We start from the raw sequence: 21,669 nt of genomic DNA, 5'->3' as shown, positions 1-21,669 counted from the left end.
ATAGAAGTGAAAGAGCTGATCCAAAGAAATGTGCTGATGAGGTTCTTAGCGAGGAACTGACTCTGGGCGTTTTTGAATGACTATTAATTTTATGGAATTGCGGGGGTACTGCATGATTACAGAGCCGCATAAAAGGATACCGGCAAGGGGGCTGCTTGCATGGAGAATCTCCGGCACAATCCACTCTGTTTTTCCTTTTGTGTTATCAGGGGGAGCAATTGCTGCTGCTTTCCTGTTTAAGTGGCCTATTTGGGTTATTGGGGCTTCCTTAATGTTTTATTCAGCTTATGCTTACCTAGTCATTATGATTTTCCCCTCCTTAAGGTGGAAAAGATGGAGGTATGAGGTCCGGGAAAATGAAATAGAACTCAAACATGGGATATTTGTGATTAAAAGGACCCTTGTTCCCATGATTCGGGTGCAGCATGTGGATACCAAGCAAGGGCCGATATTGCGTAAATATCGTCTTGCTACTGTCACCATCTCGACGGCTGCAACTGTTCATGAAATACCGGCCTTGGATGTGGATGAAGCGGAGGAATTGCGCTTTTTCATTTCCTTGCTGGCAAGGGCTGCAGATGATGATGTCTAATCCGAAACGGCTGCACCCAATATCAGCGGTAGCCAATTTCCTGAAACACCTAAAGGAAATGCTGGTGCCCTTTCTTGTTTTTGTCGTCTTTGGAAGCAGAGGAGGAAATGGTGAAATTGTTCAGCTTGTCCTGTCTTTAGGGGTCATAATTGCGGTTTTTATGATAGGGATCCTTACCTGGTGGAGATATACTTATAGACTGGAAGAAGGCGAGCTTCGAATCGAGTATGGTGTTCTGATAAGGAAGAAGAGATATATTCCGCTTGAAAGAATTCAAAGTCTAGACTTATCGGAAGGTTTGCTGCAAAGGCCATTTGGCCTTGTAAAGATGAAAGTGGAGACAGCCGGTTCAAGCGGAGCTGGTGAGGCAGAAGCGGTATTGACGGCTATTTCTAAAAAAGATGCAGAATTCATTCAGCAGGCATTTTCAGCTGCTAAAAAGAATCCTTCCGAAATGGAAACAGCTTTACAGAACCGGGAAGTGATTTATAAAATTTCTCCTGGCGAGCTGCTCCTTCTGGCATCAACTTCAGGTGGGGCAGGTGTCGTTATTTCGGCTGTCTTTGCCTTTGTTTTTCAATTTGAAGAGATCCTTCCGTATGAAAAGGTGTTTGCCGGCCTCGAAGGATTTATTGCCAACGGAATTGTATTTGTGAGTATCCTGGTCTTCATCGTCTTTTTTATTGCATGGCTTATTGCTCTTATTGGCGGTATGCTAAAATATGCCGATTTTACTTTAATAAAGACTGATAAGGAGTTGATTGTCACAAGAGGTCTGCTGGAAAAGAGGCAGATGACGATTCCGCTGAATCGCATTCAGGCAATTCAGATCAGGGAAAATCTGCTTAGGCAGCCACTTGGCCTGGCGACTGTCTATATTGAAAGTGCAGGAGGTTCCATTGAGGACAATGAAAGCGCGCGCCTTATGATCCTGCCGATTGTGAAAAAAACACGGATTGCCGGTTTATTAAAGCCCCACTTGTCCCACTATGAACTGCAGCCCGGATTTTTTAAATCTCCAAAAAGGGCGCTTAACCGCTATTTATGGAGAGGGTTTCTGTGGGCACTGCCTTTTGTGGCTGTGCCGCTCCTCTTTTTCAGGCCATGGGGATACTTTTCTTTAGTGCTGCTGATCCTTTCTTTGGGATGGTCGTATCTCAAATACAGGGATGCAGGCTGGGATATCAGTTCTCAGCAGCTTGCTCTCAGATATCGCGGGATTGTAAGGACGACTGTCTTTATGAAAAGAAATCGAATACAGTCCCTCACCATGAGCGAAAGTTATTTTCAGAAAAGGCGCAGTCTGGCTACCATAGAAGCTGTGGCCATGTCAGGGATTGGGGGGACAGGCGGAACGGTTCCTGATCTTGACCGTGGAGAAGTGTATGCTATTTATAAGTGGTATTCTTATACTGGATTAAACAGAAGTTATTTGAAAAAGGAAAAGCGCCTATGAGCGCTTTTTTTGTTGTATAGGAAACTATAAAATGGATCAGTGTGAAACTCTGTGGAAAGGCTGTCTGCATCCAGCTCCTAGCCCCTCGGGTCATAAGCCAACAGAAATCAGAAACGCTTCGGCAGAGATGTATCGCCCGACAAAAGCTTGCTTTGGAAGGTTTCCTGCATAATTCGTCTTATGCCTGCCGGACTTGCACAGGATGTGCTGGCTTCAGCGTATGCCAGGACGTGGCGGTTTTTAGACGGAGTTCATCTGATCAAGGCGCTCCAGCTTTTGGACTAGGATTATCTGGATAAAAACCCCAGGACAGCCAAAATGATAATGATTCCCCAGAGAACAAGCCTTGATGCGGGCACCCCTTTTAATGAAGGCCTGATGCCGGCAAGACCTCCGGGCCGTATTATGCCGGATGAAGAAGATGTACGTCCTTTGGCAAGTGATGCCGCACCAATCAGGAAACCTGCAAGCAGGCCGAATAAATGGGCTGTAACATTAATGTTTGGCTGCAGAAAGGTCATGATTACGCCGATTATCGTAATGGTCAGTATGATTTGTGAGTTTTCCCTGGATAAAAGTTCTTTTCGGAATACAATGATTGCCGCAAAGTATCCGAACAGGCCAAAGATCGCACCACTGGCACCCACATGAATATATGTCAAAGGTTCAAGAAGCAGTGTTGCAATATTTGCTGCTGCACCAGCTGTGATGTAAAGGAGGATGAATCTGGTTTTCCCGAGCATTCGTTCCAGTACAGGGCCGAAGAGAACAAGAGAAAAGCTGTTGAATAAAACATGGGGGAAACCGCTGTGCAGTATGATTGGGCTCAGCAGCCGCCAGTATTCACCTTGAACAATATATAAATTGACACCTGCAAGCTTTTCGAAAATAAGTGTATTTGGAAATAGGGGAACGACTGTTAATAGATAGATGATAATATGGATACAAATGATAGCAGAAACAACAGGGTAGTAGCGGATAAATTCCTTAAAGCTTTCCGTTCTTGTAAACATGGCTCTCCTCCGTGCTTGAATTGTTGGACCGTGTATCTACATCATAGCCTGAAAAGCAGTTTTTCAGCATGCCATAACACTTATTCATTGGATAATGTGTACATAATACTGCTTCTACTGTATTCTTTATGCAGCGAATAATATAAATAGAAGGAAGATGAGAGATGATTTCCGGTATTGGGATTGATATTGCAGATCTGGAGCGCATACGAAAAATTATTGCCAGGCAGGAGCGGTTTCCTGAACGGATTTTGACACCAAAAGAGCAGGATGGCTATCGCCGCTTGCCGGAAAAGAGACAGGCTGAATTTCTTGCCGGGAGGTTCGCGGCAAAAGAAGCCTTTTCAAAGGCGTGGGGCACTGGTATTGGGGAAGAACTTTCCTTTCAGGATATTGAAATTGAAAAGGATGAAAAGGGAAAGCCATATATTTCGAAGCCATTTAAAGATGGGATACACTTGTCGATTTCCCATAGCAGAGAATATGCGGTGGCTCAGGTGGTTATAGAAAAAACTTGATATTTGGCAGGCTGAAGAATTTCAAAGCTTGTCATTCCTCCTAGCATATTCCCTAAGGTTGTCTCATATATTCATAATGCGATAGGAGAGACAGGCCGGAAGTTGGGCCGATCTCACTGAAATGAGACAAAGGGGCTGAAGGAATGAAGAAAAAGTGGTTCATGCTGCTTGCCGGGCTTTTGGTAGTTCTTGCATTGTCTGCCTGTGGAACTAAATCACAGGAAGACGTCGTAAAGGATCTTAACAATAAGCTTGAAGACATTAAAGGATACAAGGCAGAGGCCAAGATGACTCTGCAGATGGGGACTGACCCGCAAACCTACGATATTGAAGTATGGCATAAGGAGCCTGACTTTTACCGGGTGAACCTGAAAAACGCCCAAAAGGAACAAAGCCAAATGATTCTGCGCAACGATGACGGTGTATTTGTCCTCACTCCTGCGCTGAACAAGAGCTTCCGTTTCCAGAGCGATTGGCCGCAGAACAGCAGCCAGGCTTATTTATATGAATCATTAGTCAAGGACATTATGGAGGATAAAGAAGCTAAGTTCTCCGCTACAAAAGATCATTATGTGTTTGAAACAAAAACACGCTATCAAAATAATCAGATGCTTCCTGTCCAGGAAATCAAGCTCAAGAAGTCCGATTTATCCCCAGTCAGTGTGAAGGTTATGGATCCTGATAAAAATGCACTTGTAACAGTAGAATTTTCAAATGTAAAGTTTAATGCCAGCTTCGATAAGAAAGATTTTGACATGCAGAAGAACATGACAGGAGCACAGCTCGAAGTGCCGGTGATGGCTGAAGTGGAGGATCAGGAATTCGCGGTTAAATATCCGCAGATGGATATGGCTGATGTAAAGCTGGTTGATGAGCAGGAAGTTCAAACAGAAGATGGCAAGCGCGTTGTATTGACGTACGATGGAGAAAAATCCTTCACTCTTGTGCAGGAAAAGGCCGCTGTCATGCCGACATCATCCGTCGTTACTTCAGTGAAGGGCGAGCCTGTTGACCTTGGCTTCACCATTGGTGCACTTTCTGACAACACCATTTCCTGGACCTACCAGGGTGTGGATTATATGATTGCATCCAATGATTTATCACCTGAAGAAATGTCCGAAATTGCCCGCACTGTACAGGGGGAAATGGTGAAATAAATCACCGGCAAAAAGCAGGTCTCAAAGGGGGCCTGTTTTTTTTATGCTGCCGGCATGGGAAATCATCTTTCAAAGCCTTTTGATAAAAATAAGCATTTGACAAACCCTCTGCCAGAGTTTGATAATCGACATGTAGAGAAGCAATGGCTAAAGGACGTGAATACATCGATGAATGAACAAACAAAAATGTACCGGGACACTTGGGCAGAGATAAATCTGGATCATATTTCATATAATGTAGAGTCAATGAAAAAACATGCAGAAGAAGGGACAAACGTCATTGCGGTTGTGAAGGCAAATGGGTATGGGCATGGAGATGCAGCTGTGGCGGAAGCGGCCCTGGATGCGGGAGCATCCTCTCTGGCTGTTGCCACCCTGGATGAGGCGATGGCATTGAGAAATAAAAAGATTGCAGCGCCGATCTTAGTAATGGGAGCGAGCCGCCCGGAGCATGCAGGCGAAGCAGCTGCAAAGAATATTGCCCTGACCGTTTTTCAAAAGGAGTGGCTATCACAAGCATACGAATATGTGGAAGACGGAGAAGTCCTGAATATCCATTTAAAGTTTGATACAGGCATGGGGCGCCTGGGTATTCGAAGCCGTGATGAGCTTGCGGGAATTGAGAGCGTTATCAAAAAGGACAAGCGTTTTATGCTTGAAGGGGTGTTCACGCATTTTGCCACAGCGGATTCATTGGAGAATGCTTATTTTGAAAAGCAGCTGAGCAGATTTGAGGAAATGACCAGCTGGCTGGAGACTTTGCCAAAGTATATCCATACCAGCAACAGCGCGGCGGGCCTTAGATTTCCCAAAGCCCACTTCAATGCTGTCAGAATGGGGATCAGTATGTACGGCCTGGCTCCTTCCATGGAAATTAAGTCTGATCTTCCTTTCCCTCTGAAAGAAGCTTTTTCTCTCCATACCTCTATTGTTCATGTGAAAAAGCTTCATAAAGGCGAGAAGGTCAGCTATGGGGCGACTTATGAGGCACAAGAAGATGAATGGATTGCAACTTTGCCGATCGGCTATGCGGATGGCTGGATACGAAAACTTCAGGGGCAGGAGGTTCTTGCTGAAGGATTGAGGGTTCCAATTGTTGGAAGAGTTTGTATGGATCAATGCATGATTAAGCTTCCGCATGAAATGCCTGTCGGTACAAAAGTAACCCTGATCGGCGAGCAGGGGGAAGAAAAGATTCCGGTTGACGAAATCGCCGAAAAACTTGAAACCATCAACTATGAAGTAACCTGCATGGTATCTTCCCGGGTTCCGCGCATATATAAAAGAGATGGTAAAATTATCGGGGGAATTAATTATCTGCTATAATCGTAAAAAACTTTATTTGCTGCCCAGCTAAGCTATCGCCCGGAAAAAGGTATGGAATAAGCGCGGCGGCTTTCTGAAAAGATAAGAATGATGAACTCTGAAGTTAGTTAACTGTCTAGCTTCAGCGCCTACCCCTCGAGGTCACAAGCCATTCCTCCCAAAAAGGCAAAGAACGCCTTTCCGTGAGGCCCGTCTTGTGCTTGTCGGGGGTGAGCAAGGCGCTTCCGCTTTTCTGAAATCATGCATAAAATACTATTTTTTTGGACGATAATACAGAAGAATTAAAGAATCCCCTTTGCATTGGGCTTTATAAATGGTAATATTGAAAATGGTAGATATAAAAATGGTGTGTAGTGATGGTGGAGGTGTATGTTTGTGTCTGATTCCAGCACAACAACAGAGATAATGGTAAAGTTACCGCAGCATCTTTTAACCGAGTTAGACGGATTTGCAAAACAGGAAAACGTTAACCGGAGCGAATTCATTTATCAGGCAACCAAAATGTATTTGCGCGAACGCAAAAAGAGACAAATTCGCGAGTCCATGAGACGAGGCTACATGGAGATGGCGAAAATAAATTTGACGATTGCATCTGAAGCATTTCAAGCGGAATACGAGGCAGAACACACAGTTGAACGTCTAGTAAGCGGAGGATAATCCCTTGATTGTCAAACGTGGTGACGTTTATTTTGCAGACCTATCCCCAGTTGTTGGTTCAGAACAAGGCGGCGTCCGTCCAGTGCTTGTCATCCAAAACGACATCGGGAATCGGTTTAGTCCCACAGTAATTGTTGCAGCAATCACAGCTCAGATTCAAAAAGCGAAGCTGCCTACTCACGTTGAAATTGATGCGAAGCGTTATGGTTTTGAAAGGGATTCGGTCATCTTATTAGAACAGATTCGTACAATTGATAAACAACGCTTAACCGATAAAATAACCCATCTCGATGACGAAATGATGGAAAAAGTGGATGAAGCCGTGCAAATCAGCTTAGGCCTCATCGAATTTTAACAAACGCTCTTTTGAAGGGCGTTTTTTGTTTTTTATACAGCAAAAAGGTTTAGTTTCTTATAAAGAGGGTAAAACAGAAAGTCGTTTATTATATAAAATTGACTGGTTTTGTAAATATACCCGTTTCTTATGAAGCATACACTTCGATATTCAATGGAAATCTGCCAAGTTGTGAAGGGAAAAAAGGGATTTAATAATAAATTGTCGAATTAACCAAAGATTGGAGTTTATTGATTCGGCATCATATAGGTATCATTTGACTGGCATTCACTGTTATCATTTAATTGATATATACGGAACAGGAAGGTTTTTTTATCTTCTGTACAATAAAGGGGAATTGGAAGGCTAATAATAGATATATGCTAAAATAGGGAGGAACAAATGAATTCCACAATATTGAATTATATACAAAACAACAAAGATTCCATATTCAATGAGTGGCTGGAGGCCACAAAGGAAAATGCGGATGAAAGAGTTACGAAGGTTGTATCTGATCAGGTATTTATCGGGACAAGCCGGGAATTCATTGACCTGATTATTTCAAATATAAAAAGTTCAAATGAGGAATTCACTTCAAAATTGAGTGATTTCTCAGAGAAAATCGTACGGTTGGGCTGGCCGCTCAGTTTTGTGACAAAAGGTCTCCAAACCTTCGGAAAGATTGTGTTTGAGGACATGCAGGAAACGGGGATTGTCACCCAGGAAAATCAAATGAAATTCATTTACGAGTTTGACAGCTGGATGACTCCCATGGTCAATGAAGTGGTAAATATGTATTCAACCACTTGGGAACGAACTGTGTCCCTCCAAAAAATTGCGCTTCAGGAACTATCTGCGCCGCTGATTCCTGTATTCGAAGGAATTACAGTCATGCCTCTTGTCGGTACAATTGATACGGAGCGGGCGAAGCAGATTATGGAGAACCTTTTAAATGGAGTAGTAAAACACCGTTCAGAAGTGGTGCTTATTGATATAACAGGTGTGCCGGTTGTTGATACGATGGTAGCCCATCATATCATACAGGCTGCTGATGCTGTAAGGCTTGTCGGAGCGAAATGCATGCTTGTAGGCATCCGTCCGGAAATTGCCCAGACCATTGTAAATCTGGGAATTGATTTAAATCAGTTTACTACAAAGAATACCTTGAAAAAGGGTGTAGAAGCGGCGCTTGAGTTAACCAGCCGCAAAATTGTGAATGTGGAGGGAGTGGAATGAGAGTGAGAATCCCAATTTTAAAACTGAACGATTGCCTATTAGTCTCCATCCAGTGGGAATTGGATGACCAGACTGCTTTGCAGTTTCAGGAGGATCTGCTCCATAAAATCCATGAGACCAGCGCAAATGGAGTCGTGATTGATTTAACATCCATTGACTTTATTGATTCATTCATCGCAAAAGTTCTCGGCGACGTAATAAATATGTCCAAACTGATGGGTGCAAAAGTAGTCATAACCGGGATACAGCCTGCCGTAGCAATTACGCTTATTGAGTTAGGTATTGGGTTAGATGATGTCCTTACTGCATTAGATCTAGAAAAAGGTTTGGAGAAATTACAACAGGAATTGGGGGAGTAACTGTATGGAAAACCAATCCTGCGTTAAAATCATAAACGAATGGGACATCGTTGCAGCCCGCCAGCTTGGGCGGAATGTTGCTAAAGAGCTTGGTTTTGGTACAGTTGACCAGGCTAGAATCACCACAGCCATTAGTGAACTTGCCCGGAATATATATTTATACGCCGGACAGGGGCAAGTCTGTATTGAAAAAATATACGACGGCGGAAAAGCGGGATTGCGTATAGTTGCTGTAGACAGCGGCCCTGGAATCAATGATTTACGCCAAGTAATGGAAGACGGATTCTCGACATCAGGGGGATTAGGAGCCGGCCTGCCGGGTGTGAAGCGGTTAATGGATGAGTTCTTAATTGACTCCAATCCTGGAACCGGAACAGATATAAGAGCAACTAAGTGGCTTCGTTAGGGGGAAGCGGTATGGATTTCCGAGAAATGATGGAATCAAAGTATCGGGATATTCTTGAGAATTATATTAAAGAACAATCTGAACAGGCTTTGTATCAAGGCCAGAAGTTCAGCAGGAAGTCGATCGAGCACAAAATCTCTCCTGAAGAGATTATCAGCGTTCATAAAAGTCTGATGGGTGAACTTTATCCGGACTTGCCTGAGTATGTTCACCATTCTTTTGATATCCTTCTGGAAGTCATGATAGGCTATGGTTTTGCTTATCGGGAGCATCAGAACTTAAAGCATATTCAGCAGGAACTCAGGACAGAAATGGAAATAGCTGCGAACGTCCAGCAAACCCTGCTGGGGACGCAGGTACCTTCTGTTGAAGGTTTAGATATCGGTGCCATAAGTGTTCCTGCTAAACATATGAACGGTGATTATTTCCACTTTGTTCAGGATGAAAACAGCACGATCAGCATTGCAATAGCTGATGTCATTGGTAAAGGTCTTCCGGCAGCCTTGTGTATGTCCATGATTAAATATGCCATGGACAGTTTGCCTGAAAACCGCAATGACCCTAAAACGGTCCTGGAAAATCTAAACCGGGTCGTAGAACAGAACGTAGATTTAACAATGTTCATTACTATGTTTTATGGAATATATGATACGAACAGCCATATGTTCTCTTATGGTTCTGCCGGACATGAACCAGGACTTTTCTTTGTGGCTGAGACAGGTGAATTTACCGAACTGACAGCGAAAGGCCTGCTTCTCGGCATTGATAAAAAAACTAAATACCGCCAGTACGAAAAAGGAGTAAATCCAGGAGATATGATTATATTAATGTCAGATGGGGTTACTGAATGCCGTACAGAAGAAGGGTTTATAGAAAAGGAATCATTGCTGGAATTAATCAAGAAATACATTCATTTAAGTGCACAGGAAATTGTTAATAGCGTATATAAAGAACTTGAAAAACTTCAGCATTTTCAATTGCGGGACGATTTTACCTTAATTATTTTAAAAAGAAATGTTTAACGGGTTTTAAAAACGGGTAACTAGTAAAAAGCAGTTGACATGTAAAGAGGTGGGTCAGTTATGAATATTACAATAGATGTAAAAGAAAATGATATGCTGATTGAAGCAATGGTAAGCGGAGAAATTGATGCGTATACAGCACCTAAACTCCGCGAAGAGCTTTTTCCTTTAACAGAAAAAGAAGGCGTGGAAATGGTGGTCAACCTATCTGAAGTCTCTTATATGGATAGTACCGGCTTAGGTGTATTTGTTGGTGTATTTAAAAATGTCCGAGCCAATAACGGCAAATTCCAGATTGTTGGCTTATCAGACCGTTTAAAGAGACTTTTCGAAATTACAGGCCTAGCCGATATTATCGATATTAACAGCGGGATTGAAGGTGGAGTACAATGAACGAGCCATTTGATTATATTGAGGTGAAATTCCGGCCAAGCCGGAATTTGTTGGGGTAATCCGCCTGACGCTATCGGGGATTGCCAGCAGAATGGGATTTGCATATGAAGAAATTGAAGATCTTAAAATCGCTACAAGTGAAGCTTGCACCAATGCAGTCCAACACGCATACAAGCAGAATGAGCAAGGAGAAGTAGTCATCGGGTTCGGTTTATACACTGACCGTCTTGAGGTAATGGTCGCAGACAGCGGAAAAAGTTTTGACTTCCAATCTGCAAGACAAGGCATTGGACCATACGACCAGACTGATTCTGTGGAATTCCTGCGTGAAGGAGGCTTGGGTCTATACCTGATTGAAACATTGATGGATGAAGTAAGAATTCATCACAAAGAGGGTGTTACGGTCTTTATGACCAAATACCTAGAGGGAGAGCAGGTGGAGAGGGATGCAAAAACAATCTCAACCTAACCAAAAATCCAAAGAAGAAACAAATGCTTTAATCAAAGCCTACCAGCTTCACCAGGATGAAGATGCTCAAAACACCCTGGTATTCCAATATCAGAATTTAGTTGAAGCCATTGCCCGCAAGTACTCAAAGGGAAGATCTTATCATGAGGATATTGTCCAGGTGGGCATTATCGGCTTATTAGGGGCTATCCGCCGCTATGATGAGTCTTTTGGCAAAACGTTTGAGGCCTTTGCAGTTCCTACGATTATCGGCGAAATTAAGCGCTTCTTAAGGGATAAAACTTGGAGTGTTCATGTTCCGCGCCGCATAAAGGAATTGGGACCAAAAATTAAAGCGACCGTTGAAGAGCTCACAACAGAACTTCATAGGTCTCCAAGAGTGGACGAAATAGCCGATGTGCTGGGTGTATCAGAAGAAGAAGTGCTCGAGGCAATGGAAATGGGAAAAAGCTATCAGGCGCTTTCTGTTGACCATTCAATCGAGGCTGATTCTGATGGCGGAACAGTTACATTGCTGGATATCGTCGGAAATGAAGACGAGGGCTATGAAAAAGTAAATCAAATGCTAGTTCTTGATAAAGTACTGCATGTCCTGTCTGAGAGAGAGAAATTAATTATACAATACACATATCTTGAGAATATGAGCCAAAAAGAAGCTGGAGATAAACTGGGGATTTCCCAGATGCATGTCTCGAGACTTCAGCGCCGTGCAATCAAAAAGCTTCAGGAAGCGATCCACTCTGAAACAAATAACTCGGAGTGCCTTTCATGACCAAATTGGTTGGAGATAACATCGAAGTGATTGCTCACCAGACAGCTAAAGATGGCAAAGCTTTTTGCGGTGATGGATATTACTTCACCGCAACTGATGAATACTTTGTATGTGTGCTGGCAGATGGCCTTGGAAGCGGGGAATTCGCGTATGAAGCTTCTTCTGCTGTTGTTTCTGTCGTAGAGCAGCATCATGAGAAAGATGTAGATACGCTCATGAAGCTTTGCAACGATGTTCTTTTACAGAAAAGAGGAGCAGCAGTAGCACTGTTTAAAGTCCATTTTGCCTCCAGGGAATTTGTATACAGCTGTGTAGGGAATATTCGGTTTTTCCTTTATTCATCTACTGGGAAACTCACATATCCTCTGCCTGTAACTGGATATCTGTCAGGAAGGCCGCAGGTGTTTCATACCCAGCGGTTTACGTATGAAGCGGAATCTAAGTTTTTGATATACTCAGATGGCTTGAATATTCAAGGGGTTAAAACTTTGCTGAAAGCATTTCTCCCTATTGATCTTATCTCGGAAGATATAAAAAAGCAGTATCCATCTACCTCAGATGATGCTACTTTCATACTTGGAAGCTTACTCTAGAACAGGGTAAGCTTTTTGTTTTTCTTTTTGATAAAATGAAAAGTGAGACTCTATGATGGAGGAATGATCTTGGAAAAAACTTTGGATAGACAAAATCAAGTACTAAACCTAATCGCTGGAGAATTATCAATAGCCATTAAACAAGTAAAAAACACAATCAGCTTATTGGAAGAAGGGAACACAGTCCCGTTCATTGCCCGATACAGAAAGGAACAGACAGGTGCACTGGATGAAGTTCAAATTCGGGATATCATGGAGCGCTGGCAATACATACAAAATCTCAATCAGCGTAAAGAAGAGGTAGTCCGCTTAATTGAAGAGCAGGGCAAGCTGACAAAAGAGTTAAAATCCAACATTGAAAAAGCGGTGAAGCTACAGGAGGTAGAAGACTTATACCGGCCATATAAGCAAAAGCGCCGCACAAAAGCAACTGCGGCAAAGGAAAGAGGGCTTGAACCGTTTGCTGAATGGCTTCTCACCTTCCCCCTTAATGAACCCCCTGCTGCAAAGGCAAAAGAATTTTTATCAGATGAAAAGGAAGTAACCACAACGGAAGAGGCAATTGCCGGAGCGAAAGATATTATCGCAGAATGGGTATCAGATGAAGCAGAAAGCAGAAAATGGATCCGTATGGAAACAGCCAAAAAGGGAACAATTGAGTCTTCTGTGAAGAATAAAGAGATTGACGAAAAAGGCGTTTATGAAATGTACTACGAGTATGAGGAACCAGTGAGCAAGATTGTTCCACACCGCACACTTGCATTAAACCGGGGTGAAAAAGAAGAAGTTTTAAGGATTAACATTAAGCCAAATACCGAATTTATCTTAAAGTACTTGTATAAAAAGTGGGTGAAGGATGAACGCTCCCCTGCAGGGGCAATTGTAAAGGAAGCTATTGAGGATGGATACAAGCGTCTGATTATGCCTTCGATTGAACGTGAAATCCGCAATGAACTAACTGAAAAAGCAGAAGAACAGGCGATCATGATTTTTTCTGAAAATCTCAGAAAACTGCTGCTTCAGCCCCCATTAAAAGGCAAGATAGTACTGGGTGTAGACCCTGCCTACAGAACTGGCTGCAAGCTTGCAGTTGTAGATGAAACTGGAAAAGTACTTGATATCGGTGTCATATATCCGCATCCTCCTGTTTCCAAAACGAAACAAGCACGAGAGAAAGTAGTTCATATTCTAAACACCTACAAAGTAGAAATGGTTGCCATCGGCAATGGAACCGCCTCAAGGGAAACCGAGCAGTTCATCGCTGACATTTTAAAGGACATGAAAGAGGAGATATTCTACCTAATTGTCAATGAAGCAGGGGCGAGCGTATATTCTGCCTCAGACCTTGCCAGAGAAGAGTTTCCTGATTTTCAGGTGGAAGAAAGGAGTGCTGTATCCATCGCCCGCCGCCTCCAGGATCCTCTTGCAGAATTGGTTAAGATTGATCCCAAGTCCGTGGGGGTTGGCCAATATCAGCATGACGTATCTCAGAAAAAGCTGTCAGAATCACTCTCTTTTGTTGTAGAGACAGCGGTAAACCAAGTGGGTGTCAATGTAAATACAGCTTCATCTTCGCTGCTGCAGCATGTAGCTGGCCTTTCAAAAACAGTTGCTGTGAATATAATCAAGAAACGAGAAGAAGAAGGGAAATTTACAGACCGCAAGCAGTTGAAAAAGATTCCGCGCCTTGGCGCCAAAACCTATGAACAGGCAATAGGCTTCCTGCGGATTATCGATGGGAAAGAACCTCTGGACCGGACTGGTATACACCCTGAAACGTATGCAGTAGTAAATAAATTGCTTGCTAATCTCGGCTTTAAATCCAGTGACCTTGGAACACAATCATTAAGGGAAGCACTAAAAGGCATAAATATCAGCCAGACAGCCCGGGAGCTTGAAATTGGTGAACTTACACTGAGAGATATTATTGATGCCTTAATGAGACCTGAAAGGGATCCGCGTGATGAGCTGCCAAAGCCACTCCTAAAGAAAGAAGTCCTGAAACTTGAGGATCTGCAGGAAGGGATGGAGCTTCAAGGGACAGTGAGAAATGTTGTCGACTTTGGTGCATTCGTTGATATCGGAGTCAAACAGGATGGCCTTGTTCATATATCCAAACTTAGCCGCCAATTTGTCAAACATCCGCTGGATGTCGTGTCCGTTGGGGATGTAGTAACAGTCTGGGTTGACTCTGTTGATAAGCACAAGGGAAGAGTCGCCTTAACTATGCTTGACCAAACTAATTAACATTCCTTTGTTTTGCTGGCTTAAATGGCTTGTTCTTCGAGTCATAAGCCAAATCACGCCGGAAATCAATATTTCTAGCGTGATTTGGCCTATGCTTGTGAGGTTTTCAAAGGGCTGTAGCTGCTTTTAGCTGGTATATCTCAGGCTCGCCATATTTTATGAGCAGTGTTTCTTTCTATAGAAAAACCAGCACTGATTCAGCAGCTTGATCTGATACCGGTCCTTTTCATAAAAAGCACGCTGGATTTGGTTTTGAAACCATACAGGCATCTGATTTACCTCCCGTGTATTGGAATCTGATAATCGCTCCCTAGGGCAGCAAAGCGAGTTCAGAGCTATAATAGGTATATATAATGTATGCTATAATAGGTTGTCATGTTTACGATAAGAGAGGAAAAACATTGTTATGAATGACCAGGAGCTTCAGACACTTGTTGAAAAGATATCCTTAGAAAGCTTCGGCAAGCCCTTTCGCCATCAGGCTTATTTTAATTCACGCCTCAGGTCGACTGGCGGAAGATATATGCTGAGTTCACATCATGTTGAAATAAACAAAAAGTATTATGAGCAGCTTGGGGTCGGAGAATTAGAAGGAATTATTAAGCACGAGCTTTGTCATTATCATTTGCATTTAGAAGGAAAAGGATATAAACATCGTGATCAGGATTTCAGAATGCTAATGAAAAAAGTGGGAGCACCTCGATTTTGTTCGGCCTTGCCTGATCATCCAAAAACAAATAGATCTGCTAAGATTCTTGTTTATATGTGTAAGGAATGCGGTCAAACTTATCAAAGAAAAAGAATGGTTGATACGAGGAAATATGTTTGCGGTAAATGCAAGGGGAAATTAGTTTAAAAAAGAATTGACATTAGATTAAGTACACTTTATATTTAATAATTGTCGCAGGACAAAACAGGATAAACGGCTAATAAATTCTTCTAAAAACAAGCTTGACTTTTATAGCCTCCGTCCTTATAATATGAAGAGTCGATAAGATGTTAACTGTTTTATCGATAAAGTTCATTATTATTCCGCAGTAGCTCAGTGGTAGAGCATTCGGCTGTTAACCGAACGGTCGCAGGTTCGAATCCTGCCTGCGGAGCCATATTTGGGGAAGTACTCAAGTGGCTGAAGAGGCGCCCCTGCTAAGGGTGTAGGTCGCGTAAGCGGCGCGAGGGTTCAAATCCCTCCTTCTCCGCCAGAAAATTCTCACAATGGCCCGTTGGTCAAGCGGTTAAGACACCGCCCTTTCACGGCGGTAACACGGGTTCGAATCCCGTACGGGTCACTTTTTTGTTTCCGACGGTTTTATGTGGATGGTCCCGTGGTGTAGCGGTTAACATGCCTGCCTGTCACGCAGGAGATCGCGGGTTCGATTCCCGTCGGGACCGCCATTTGTTATTGGGCTATAGCCAAGCGGTAAGGCACCGGACTTTGACTCCGTCACTCGCAGGTTCGAATCCTGCTAGCCCAGCCATTTTTGATGAGCCATTAGCTCAGTCGGTAGAGCAGATTGCAGCATCAGTGAATTTCTTCATCCGAATAGCAATCCGTGACAAAGCGTTTAGCTTTGGAACATCTGACTGCACACAACAGGCTTTAGGAAGTCTCATAAAAGTATGAGCCATTAGCTCAGTCGGTAGAGCATCTGACTTTTAATCAGAGGGTCGAAGGTTCGAGTCCTTCATGGCTCACCATTTTAATTTCATATTGCGGGTGTGGCGGAATTGGCAGACGCACCAGACTTAGGATCTGGCGCCGCAAGGCGTGGGGGTTCGACTCCCTTCACCCGCACCATTAATTACCATTGAGATAAGTGCTACGTTTTGGTATGATGTTACTTGTCGCTTCATTAAGCGGTCGTGGCGGAATGGCAGACGCGCTAGGTTGAGGGCCTAGTGGGGGCAACCCCGTGGAGGTTCAAGTCCTCTCGGCCGCACCAAAAAAGTTGTTGACTTTTGAAATCTAGGTTGATATAATATAAGAGTTGCTTTAAAAGATGCGCCCGTAGCTCAATTGGATAGAGCGTTTGACTACGGATCAAAAGGTTAGGGGTTCGACTCCTCTCGGGCGCGCCATATTACGGGGAGTAGCTCAGCTTGGTAGAGCACTTGGTTTGGGACCAAGGGGTCGCAGGTTCGAATCCTGTCTTCCCGACCATTCGGGAAACAATAATTTTATATGCGGGTGTAGTTTAGTGGTAAAACCTCAGCCTTCCAAGCTGATGATGAGGGTTCGATTCCCTTCACCCGCTCCAAACTTTCTGATTGATCTTTGAAAACTGAACGAACAAAAACGTCAACGTTAATTCTTTAGTCTTTTTTGAAAAGACAACTTATGAGCTTAATCAACTCTTATATGGAGAGTTTGATCCTGGCTCAGGACGAACGCTGGCGGCGTGCCTAATACATGCAAGTCGAGCGGACAGATGGGAGCTTGCTCCCTGAAGTCAGCGGCGGACGGGTGAGTAACACGTGGGCAACCTGCCTGTAAGACTGGGATAACTCCGGGAAACCGGGGCTAATACCGGATAATTCTTTCCCTCACATGAGGGAAAGCTGAAAGATGGTTTCGGCTATCACTTACAGATGGGCCCGCGGCGCATTAGCTAGTTGGTGAGGTAACGGCTCACCAAGGCAACGATGCGTAGCCGACCTGAGAGGGTGATCGGCCACACTGGGACTGAGACACGGCCCAGACTCCTACGGGAGGCAGCAGTAGGGAATCTTCCGCAATGGACGAAAGTCTGACGGAGCAACGCCGCGTGAGTGATGAAGGTTTTCGGATCGTAAAACTCTGTTGTTAGGGAAGAACAAGTACCGGAGTAACTGCCGGTACCTTGACGGTACCTAACCAGAAAGCCACGGCTAACTACGTGCCAGCAGCCGCGGTAATACGTAGGTGGCAAGCGTTGTCCGGAATTATTGGGCGTAAAGCGCGCGCAGGCGGTTCCTTAAGTCTGATGTGAAAGCCCCCGGCTCAACCGGGGAGGGTCATTGGAAACTGGGGAACTTGAGTGCAGAAGAGAAGAGTGGAATTCCACGTGTAGCGGTGAAATGCGTAGAGATGTGGAGGAACACCAGTGGCGAAGGCGACTCTTTGGTCTGTAACTGACGCTGAGGCGCGAAAGCGTGGGGAGCAAACAGGATTAGATACCCTGGTAGTCCACGCCGTAAACGATGAGTGCTAAGTGTTAGAGGGTTTCCGCCCTTTAGTGCTGCAGCAAACGCATTAAGCACTCCGCCTGGGGAGTACGGCCGCAAGGCTGAAACTCAAAGGAATTGACGGGGGCCCGCACAAGCGGTGGAGCATGTGGTTTAATTCGAAGCAACGCGAAGAACCTTACCAGGTCTTGACATCTCCTGACAACCCTAGAGATAGGGCGTTCCCCTTCGGGGGACAGGATGACAGGTGGTGCATGGTTGTCGTCAGCTCGTGTCGTGAGATGTTGGGTTAAGTCCCGCAACGAGCGCAACCCTTGATCTTAGTTGCCAGCATTCAGTTGGGCACTCTAAGGTGACTGCCGGTGACAAACCGGAGGAAGGTGGGGATGACGTCAAATCATCATGCCCCTTATGACCTGGGCTACACACGTGCTACAATGGATGGTACAAAGGGCTGCGAGACCGCGAGGTTAAGCGAATCCCATAAAACCATTCTCAGTTCGGATTGCAGGCTGCAACTCGCCTGCATGAAGCCGGAATCGCTAGTAATCGCGGATCAGCATGCCGCGGTGAATACGTTCCCGGGCCTTGTACACACCGCCCGTCACACCACGAGAGTTTGTAACACCCGAAGTCGGTGGGGTAACCTTTTGGAGCCAGCCGCCTAAGGTGGGACAGATGATTGGGGTGAAGTCGTAACAAGGTAGCCGTATCGGAAGGTGCGGCTGGATCACCTCCTTTCTAAGGATATTTACATGAAACGCGACGTGTTTTGTTCGTTCAGTTTTGAGAGTTCAATCTCTCAATGAAAGATTCGTTCTTTGAAAACTAGATAACGTTAATGAAGAAGCAATAACCGAGTAATCGCCATCTTAGTTTTTTTCTCTTATTTTTGTTTTAAAACGAAGTAAGAGCACAAACCATGAGGGCAATGAGAAGCAAGAAGATCAAGGAAGCGACCGAACGAGCACCGGAGCGTACGAGAGTACGTGAGGAGCACAGTGACGGAGCTGACGCAGAGATTCGCCGCTTATCATTGGCCGAAGTAGGTTAAGTTAGAAAGGGCGCACGGTGAATGCCTTGGCACTAGGAGCCGATGAAGGACGGTACTAACACCGATATGCTTCGGGGAGCTGTAAGTAAGCTTTGATCCGGAGATTTCCGAATGGGGAAACCCCTATCCGTAATGGGATAGGATCTTTACCTGAATACATAGGGTATAGAAGGCAGACCCGGGGAACTGAAACATCTAAGTACCCGGAGGAAGAGAAAGCAAATGCGATTCCCTGAGTAGCGGCGAGCGAAACGGGATTAGCCCAAACCAAGAGGCTTGCCTCTTGGGGTTGTAGGACACTCTACACGGAGTTACAAAGGAACGAGGTAAATGAACAGGTCTGGAAAGGCCGGCCAGAGAAGGTAAAAGCCCTGTAGTTGAAACTTCGTTCCCTCCAGAGTGGATCCTGAGTACGGCGGGACACGAGAAATCCCGTCGGAAGCAGGGAGGACCATCTCCCAAGGCTAAATACTCCCTAGTGACCGATAGTGAACCAGTACCGTGAGGGAAAGGTGAAAAGCACCCCGGAAGGGGAGTGAAAGAGATCCTGAAACCGTGTGCCTACAAGTAGTTAGAGCCCGTTAATGGGTGATAGCGTGCCTTTTGTAGAATGAACCGGCGAGTTACGATTACATGCGAGGTTAAGTTGATGAGACGGAGCCGCAGCGAAAGCGAGTCTGAATAGGGCGAATGAGTATGTGGTCGTAGACCCGAAACCAGGTGATCTACCCATGTCCAGGGTGAAGTCCAGGTAACACTGGATGGAGGCCCGAACCCACGCACGTTGAAAAGTGCGGGGATGAGGTGTGGGTAGCGGAGAAATTCCAATCGAACTTGGAGATAGCTGGTTCTCTCCGAAATAGCTTTAGGGCTAGCCTCATGTAGTAAGAGTCTTGGAGGTAGAGCACTGTTTGGACTAGGGGCCCCCATCGGGTTACCGAATTCAGACAAACTCCGAATGCCAAAGACTTATCCATGGGAGTCAGACTGCGAGTGATAAGATCCGTAGTCAAGAGGGAAACAGCCCAGACCACCAGCTAAGGTCCCAAAGTATACGTTAAGTGGAAAAGGATGTGGAGTTGCTTAGACAACCAGGATGTTGGCTTAGAAGCAGCCACCATTTAAAGAGTGCGTAATAGCTCACTGGTCGAGTGACTCCGCGCCGAAAATGTACCGGGGCTAAACGTATCACCGAAGCTGTGGATTGACATCTTCCGATGTCAGTGGTAGGAGAGCGTTCTAAGGGCGTTGAAGCCAGACCGCAAGGACTGGTGGAGCGCTTAGAAGTGAGAATGCCGGTATGAGTAGCGAAAGATGGGTGAGAATCCCATCCACCGAATGCCTAAGGTTTCCTGAGGAAGGCTCGTCCGCTCAGGGTTAGTCGGGACCTAAGCCGAGGCTGAAAAGCGTAGGCGATGGACAACAGGTTGATATTCCTGTACCACCTCTTTACCGTTTGAGCAATGGGGGGACGCAGGAGGATAGGGTAAGCGCGCTGCTGGATTAGCGCGTCCAAGCAGTTAGGCCGGTAACGAGGCAAATCCCGTTACCACACAGGCTGAGCTGTGACGGCGAGGGAAATTTAGTACCGAAGTTCCTGATTCCACACTGCCAAGAAAAGCCTCTAGCGAGGGAAAAGGTGCCCGTACCGCAAACCGACACAGGTAGGCGAGGAGAGAATCCTAAGGTGAGCGAGAGAACTCTCGTTAAGGAACTCGGCAAAATGACCCCGTAACTTCGGGAGAAGGGGTGCTCATTAGGGTGAATAGCCCTGATGAGCCGCAGTGAATAGGCCCAGGCGACTGTTTAGCAAAAACACAGGTCTCTGCGAAGCCGCAAGGCGAAGTATAGGGGCTGACGCCTGCCCGGTGCTGGAAGGTTAAGAGGAGAGGTTAGCGCAAGCGAAGCTTTGAATCGAAGCCCCAGTAAACGGCGGCCGTAACTATAACGGTCCTAAGGTAGCGAAATTCCTTGTCGGGTAAGTTCCGACCCGCACGAAAGGCGTAACGATCTGGGCACTGTCTCAACGAGAGACTCGGTGAAATTATAGTACCTGTGAAGATGCAGGTTACCCGCGACAGGACGGAAAGACCCCGTGGAGCTTTACTGTAGCCTGATATTGAATTTTGGTACAGCTTGTACAGGATAGGTAGGAGCCTGAGAAGCCGGAGCGCCAGCTTCGGTGGAGGCGTCGGTGGGATACTACCCTGGCTGTATTGAAATTCTAACCCGCGCCCCTTATCGGGGCGGGAGACAGTGTCAGGTGGGCAGTTTGACTGGGGCGGTCGCCTCCTAAAAAGTAACGGAGGCGCCCAAAGGTTCCCTCAGAATGGTTGGAAATCATTCGCAGAGTGTAAAGGCACAAGGGAGCTTGACTGCGAGACCTACAAGTCGAGCAGGGACGAAAGTCGGGCTTAGTGATCCGGTGGTTCCGCATGGAAGGGCCATCGCTCAACGGATAAAAGCTACCCCGGGGATAACAGGCTTATCTCCCCCAAGAGTCCACATCGACGGGGAGGTTTGGCACCTCGATGTCGGCTCATCGCATCCTGGGGCTGTAGTCGGTCCCAAGGGTTGGGCTGTTCGCCCATTAAAGCGGTACGCGAGCTGGGTTCAGAACGTCGTGAGACAGTTCGGTCCCTATCCGTCGTGGGCGCAGGAAATTTGAGAGGAGCTGTCCTTAGTACGAGAGGACCGGGATGGACGCACCGCTGGTGTACCAGTTGTCTTGCCAAAGGCATCGCTGGGTAGCTATGTGCGGAAGGGATAAGTGCTGAAAGCATCTAAGCATGAAGCCCCCTCGAGATGAGATTTCCCATAGCGTCAAGCTAGTAAGATCCCTGAAAGATGATCAGGTTGATAGGTCAGAGGTGGAAGCGTGGCGACATGTGGAGCTGACT

Annotated in this window: 19 protein-coding genes, 11 tRNA genes, 2 rRNA genes and 1 pseudogene (1 of these 33 cut by a window edge); 31 read left to right on the top strand and 2 right to left on the bottom strand. The window is 45.5% G+C overall.

Annotated elements, in window-relative coordinates:
• The first annotated feature begins 112 nt into the window (after window positions 1-112).
• Together M5V91_RS21070 and M5V91_RS21065 are read left to right on the top strand one after the other, a co-directional pair.
• Entirely contained in the window at window positions 113-592 is a 480-nt protein-coding gene (locus tag M5V91_RS21070; protein ID WP_019381244.1) for a PH domain-containing protein, read from the top strand.
• Window positions 579-2,048 carry a PH domain-containing protein gene (locus tag M5V91_RS21065; RefSeq protein ID WP_341000276.1) on the top strand — a complete coding sequence of 490 codons (1,470 nt, stop codon included), beginning with the start codon at window positions 579-581 and terminating at the stop codon, window positions 2,046-2,048. The genes M5V91_RS21070 and M5V91_RS21065 overlap by 14 nt, the downstream gene beginning before the upstream one ends.
• A 287-nt stretch (window positions 2,049-2,335) precedes the next feature.
• On the opposite strand, the gene M5V91_RS21060 is transcribed toward M5V91_RS21065, so the two are convergent.
• The gene (locus tag M5V91_RS21060) at window positions 2,336-3,061 is read right to left on the bottom strand and encodes a rhomboid family intramembrane serine protease (RefSeq protein ID WP_009336316.1); all 726 of its coding nucleotides are present in this window, start codon (window positions 3,059-3,061) and stop codon (window positions 2,336-2,338) included.
• A 164-nt stretch (window positions 3,062-3,225) separates the two neighbouring features.
• Between M5V91_RS21060 and acpS the strand changes: the two genes are divergently transcribed.
• From acpS to M5V91_RS20990, 14 genes and pseudogenes are all read left to right on the top strand, one after another.
• Window positions 3,226-3,579 carry a holo-ACP synthase gene (acpS, locus tag M5V91_RS21055; protein WP_009336315.1) on the top strand — a complete coding sequence of 118 codons (354 nt, stop codon included), beginning with the start codon at window positions 3,226-3,228 and terminating at the stop codon, window positions 3,577-3,579.
• 143 nt (window positions 3,580-3,722) lie between these two features.
• Window positions 3,723-4,736: a LolA family protein gene (locus tag M5V91_RS21050; RefSeq protein WP_019381248.1), complete on the top strand. Its 1,014-nt coding sequence runs from the start codon at window positions 3,723-3,725 to the stop codon at window positions 4,734-4,736.
• Window positions 4,737-4,790: 54 nt separating this feature from the next.
• Window positions 4,791-6,062, top strand: a complete 1,272-nt coding sequence (gene alr, locus M5V91_RS21045; protein WP_284521489.1) for an alanine racemase — start codon at window positions 4,791-4,793, stop codon at window positions 6,060-6,062.
• Window positions 6,063-6,437: 375 nt separating this feature from the next.
• Window positions 6,438-6,719 carry a CopG family ribbon-helix-helix protein gene (locus M5V91_RS21040; protein WP_026041666.1) on the top strand — a complete coding sequence of 94 codons (282 nt, stop codon included), beginning with the start codon at window positions 6,438-6,440 and terminating at the stop codon, window positions 6,717-6,719.
• A 4-nt stretch (window positions 6,720-6,723) separates the two neighbouring features.
• Window positions 6,724-7,074 carry a type II toxin-antitoxin system endoribonuclease NdoA gene (gene ndoA, locus M5V91_RS21035; RefSeq protein WP_009336311.1) on the top strand — a complete coding sequence of 117 codons (351 nt, stop codon included), beginning with the start codon at window positions 6,724-6,726 and terminating at the stop codon, window positions 7,072-7,074.
• A 381-nt stretch (window positions 7,075-7,455) separates the two neighbouring features.
• Window positions 7,456-8,289 (top strand): RsbT co-antagonist protein RsbRA, encoded by an 834-nt coding sequence (rsbRA, locus tag M5V91_RS21030; RefSeq protein ID WP_009336310.1) that lies wholly within the window; start codon window positions 7,456-7,458, stop codon window positions 8,287-8,289.
• Window positions 8,286-8,648, top strand: a complete 363-nt coding sequence (locus M5V91_RS21025; RefSeq protein ID WP_009336309.1) for an STAS domain-containing protein — start codon at window positions 8,286-8,288, stop codon at window positions 8,646-8,648. The genes rsbRA and M5V91_RS21025 overlap by 4 nt, the downstream gene beginning before the upstream one ends.
• 4 nt (window positions 8,649-8,652) lie before the next feature.
• On the top strand, window positions 8,653-9,054 hold the full coding sequence (locus M5V91_RS21020) for an anti-sigma regulatory factor (protein WP_009336308.1): 402 nt from the start codon (window positions 8,653-8,655) through the stop codon (window positions 9,052-9,054).
• Window positions 9,055-9,065: 11 nt separating this feature from the next.
• Complete coding sequence (locus M5V91_RS21015; RefSeq protein WP_019381250.1) at window positions 9,066-10,076, top strand: PP2C family protein-serine/threonine phosphatase; 1,011 nt, start codon at window positions 9,066-9,068, stop codon at window positions 10,074-10,076.
• Window positions 10,077-10,136: 60 nt separating this feature from the next.
• On the top strand, window positions 10,137-10,469 hold the full coding sequence (locus M5V91_RS21010) for an anti-sigma factor antagonist (RefSeq protein ID WP_009336305.1): 333 nt from the start codon (window positions 10,137-10,139) through the stop codon (window positions 10,467-10,469).
• Window positions 10,466-10,938, top strand: a pseudogene (gene rsbW, locus M5V91_RS21005) (anti-sigma B factor RsbW). Before M5V91_RS21010 ends, rsbW begins: the two are co-directional and overlap by 4 nt.
• Complete coding sequence (sigB, locus tag M5V91_RS21000) at window positions 10,916-11,710, top strand: RNA polymerase sigma factor SigB (RefSeq protein ID WP_251175626.1); 795 nt, start codon at window positions 10,916-10,918, stop codon at window positions 11,708-11,710. Before rsbW ends, sigB begins: the two are co-directional and overlap by 23 nt.
• Window positions 11,707-12,303 carry a PP2C family serine/threonine-protein phosphatase gene (locus M5V91_RS20995; RefSeq protein WP_009336302.1) on the top strand — a complete coding sequence of 199 codons (597 nt, stop codon included), beginning with the start codon at window positions 11,707-11,709 and terminating at the stop codon, window positions 12,301-12,303. Before sigB ends, M5V91_RS20995 begins: the two co-directional genes overlap by 4 nt.
• Before the next feature lie 63 nt (window positions 12,304-12,366).
• Window positions 12,367-14,550, top strand: coding sequence for a Tex family protein (locus tag M5V91_RS20990; RefSeq protein WP_251175627.1), 2,184 nt, complete (start codon window positions 12,367-12,369; stop codon window positions 14,548-14,550).
• A gap of 156 nt (window positions 14,551-14,706) precedes the next feature.
• Here the strand turns inward: M5V91_RS20990 and cmpA are convergent, their stop codons facing one another.
• Window positions 14,707-14,820, bottom strand: coding sequence for a cortex morphogenetic protein CmpA (cmpA, locus tag M5V91_RS20985; protein ID WP_009336300.1), 114 nt, complete (start codon window positions 14,818-14,820; stop codon window positions 14,707-14,709).
• A 136-nt stretch (window positions 14,821-14,956) separates the two neighbouring features.
• On the opposite strand from cmpA, the gene M5V91_RS20980 reads away from it, so the two are divergent.
• The 15 genes from M5V91_RS20980 to M5V91_RS20910 form a co-directional block, all read left to right on the top strand.
• Window positions 14,957-15,406, top strand: a complete 450-nt coding sequence (locus tag M5V91_RS20980) for a SprT family protein (RefSeq protein ID WP_251175628.1) — start codon at window positions 14,957-14,959, stop codon at window positions 15,404-15,406.
• Window positions 15,407-15,581: 175 nt separating this feature from the next.
• Window positions 15,582-15,656 (top strand) — tRNA-Asn (locus M5V91_RS20975).
• Between the two features lie 5 nt (window positions 15,657-15,661).
• A tRNA-Ser gene (locus M5V91_RS20970) sits at window positions 15,662-15,752 on the top strand.
• A gap of 15 nt (window positions 15,753-15,767) precedes the next feature.
• Window positions 15,768-15,839 (top strand) — tRNA-Glu (locus M5V91_RS20965).
• Window positions 15,840-15,869: 30 nt separating this feature from the next.
• Window positions 15,870-15,945, top strand: a tRNA-Asp gene (locus tag M5V91_RS20960).
• A gap of 8 nt (window positions 15,946-15,953) precedes the next feature.
• Window positions 15,954-16,028 (top strand) — tRNA-Gln (locus M5V91_RS20955).
• 144 nt (window positions 16,029-16,172) lie between these two features.
• Window positions 16,173-16,248, top strand: a tRNA-Lys gene (locus M5V91_RS20950).
• A 15-nt stretch (window positions 16,249-16,263) separates the two neighbouring features.
• Window positions 16,264-16,348 (top strand) — tRNA-Leu (locus tag M5V91_RS20945).
• A gap of 59 nt (window positions 16,349-16,407) precedes the next feature.
• A tRNA-Leu gene (locus M5V91_RS20940) sits at window positions 16,408-16,493 on the top strand.
• A 59-nt stretch (window positions 16,494-16,552) separates the two neighbouring features.
• Window positions 16,553-16,629 (top strand) — tRNA-Arg (locus M5V91_RS20935).
• Between the two features lie 5 nt (window positions 16,630-16,634).
• Window positions 16,635-16,711: transfer RNA gene (locus M5V91_RS20930), tRNA-Pro, on the top strand.
• A 23-nt stretch (window positions 16,712-16,734) separates the two neighbouring features.
• Window positions 16,735-16,808, top strand: a tRNA-Gly gene (locus tag M5V91_RS20925).
• Between the two features lie 98 nt (window positions 16,809-16,906).
• Window positions 16,907-18,456 (top strand): 16S ribosomal RNA (locus M5V91_RS20920).
• 181 nt (window positions 18,457-18,637) lie between these two features.
• Window positions 18,638-18,769, top strand: coding sequence for a hypothetical protein (locus M5V91_RS20915; RefSeq protein WP_258760818.1), 132 nt, complete (start codon window positions 18,638-18,640; stop codon window positions 18,767-18,769).
• Window positions 18,764-21,669 (top strand): 23S ribosomal RNA (locus M5V91_RS20910) (it continues 28 nt past the right edge of the window). Before M5V91_RS20915 ends, M5V91_RS20910 begins: the two co-directional genes overlap by 6 nt.
• Together the 16S and 23S rRNA genes with 11 tRNA genes alongside form the textbook arrangement of a ribosomal RNA operon.

Source organism: Cytobacillus pseudoceanisediminis, assembly GCF_023516215.1.
GTDB lineage: Bacteria > Bacillota > Bacilli > Bacillales > Cytobacillaceae > Cytobacillus > Cytobacillus pseudoceanisediminis.
Note: the sequence above shows the minus strand (reverse complement) of the source record. Positions and strands in the feature narration are given on the sequence as shown.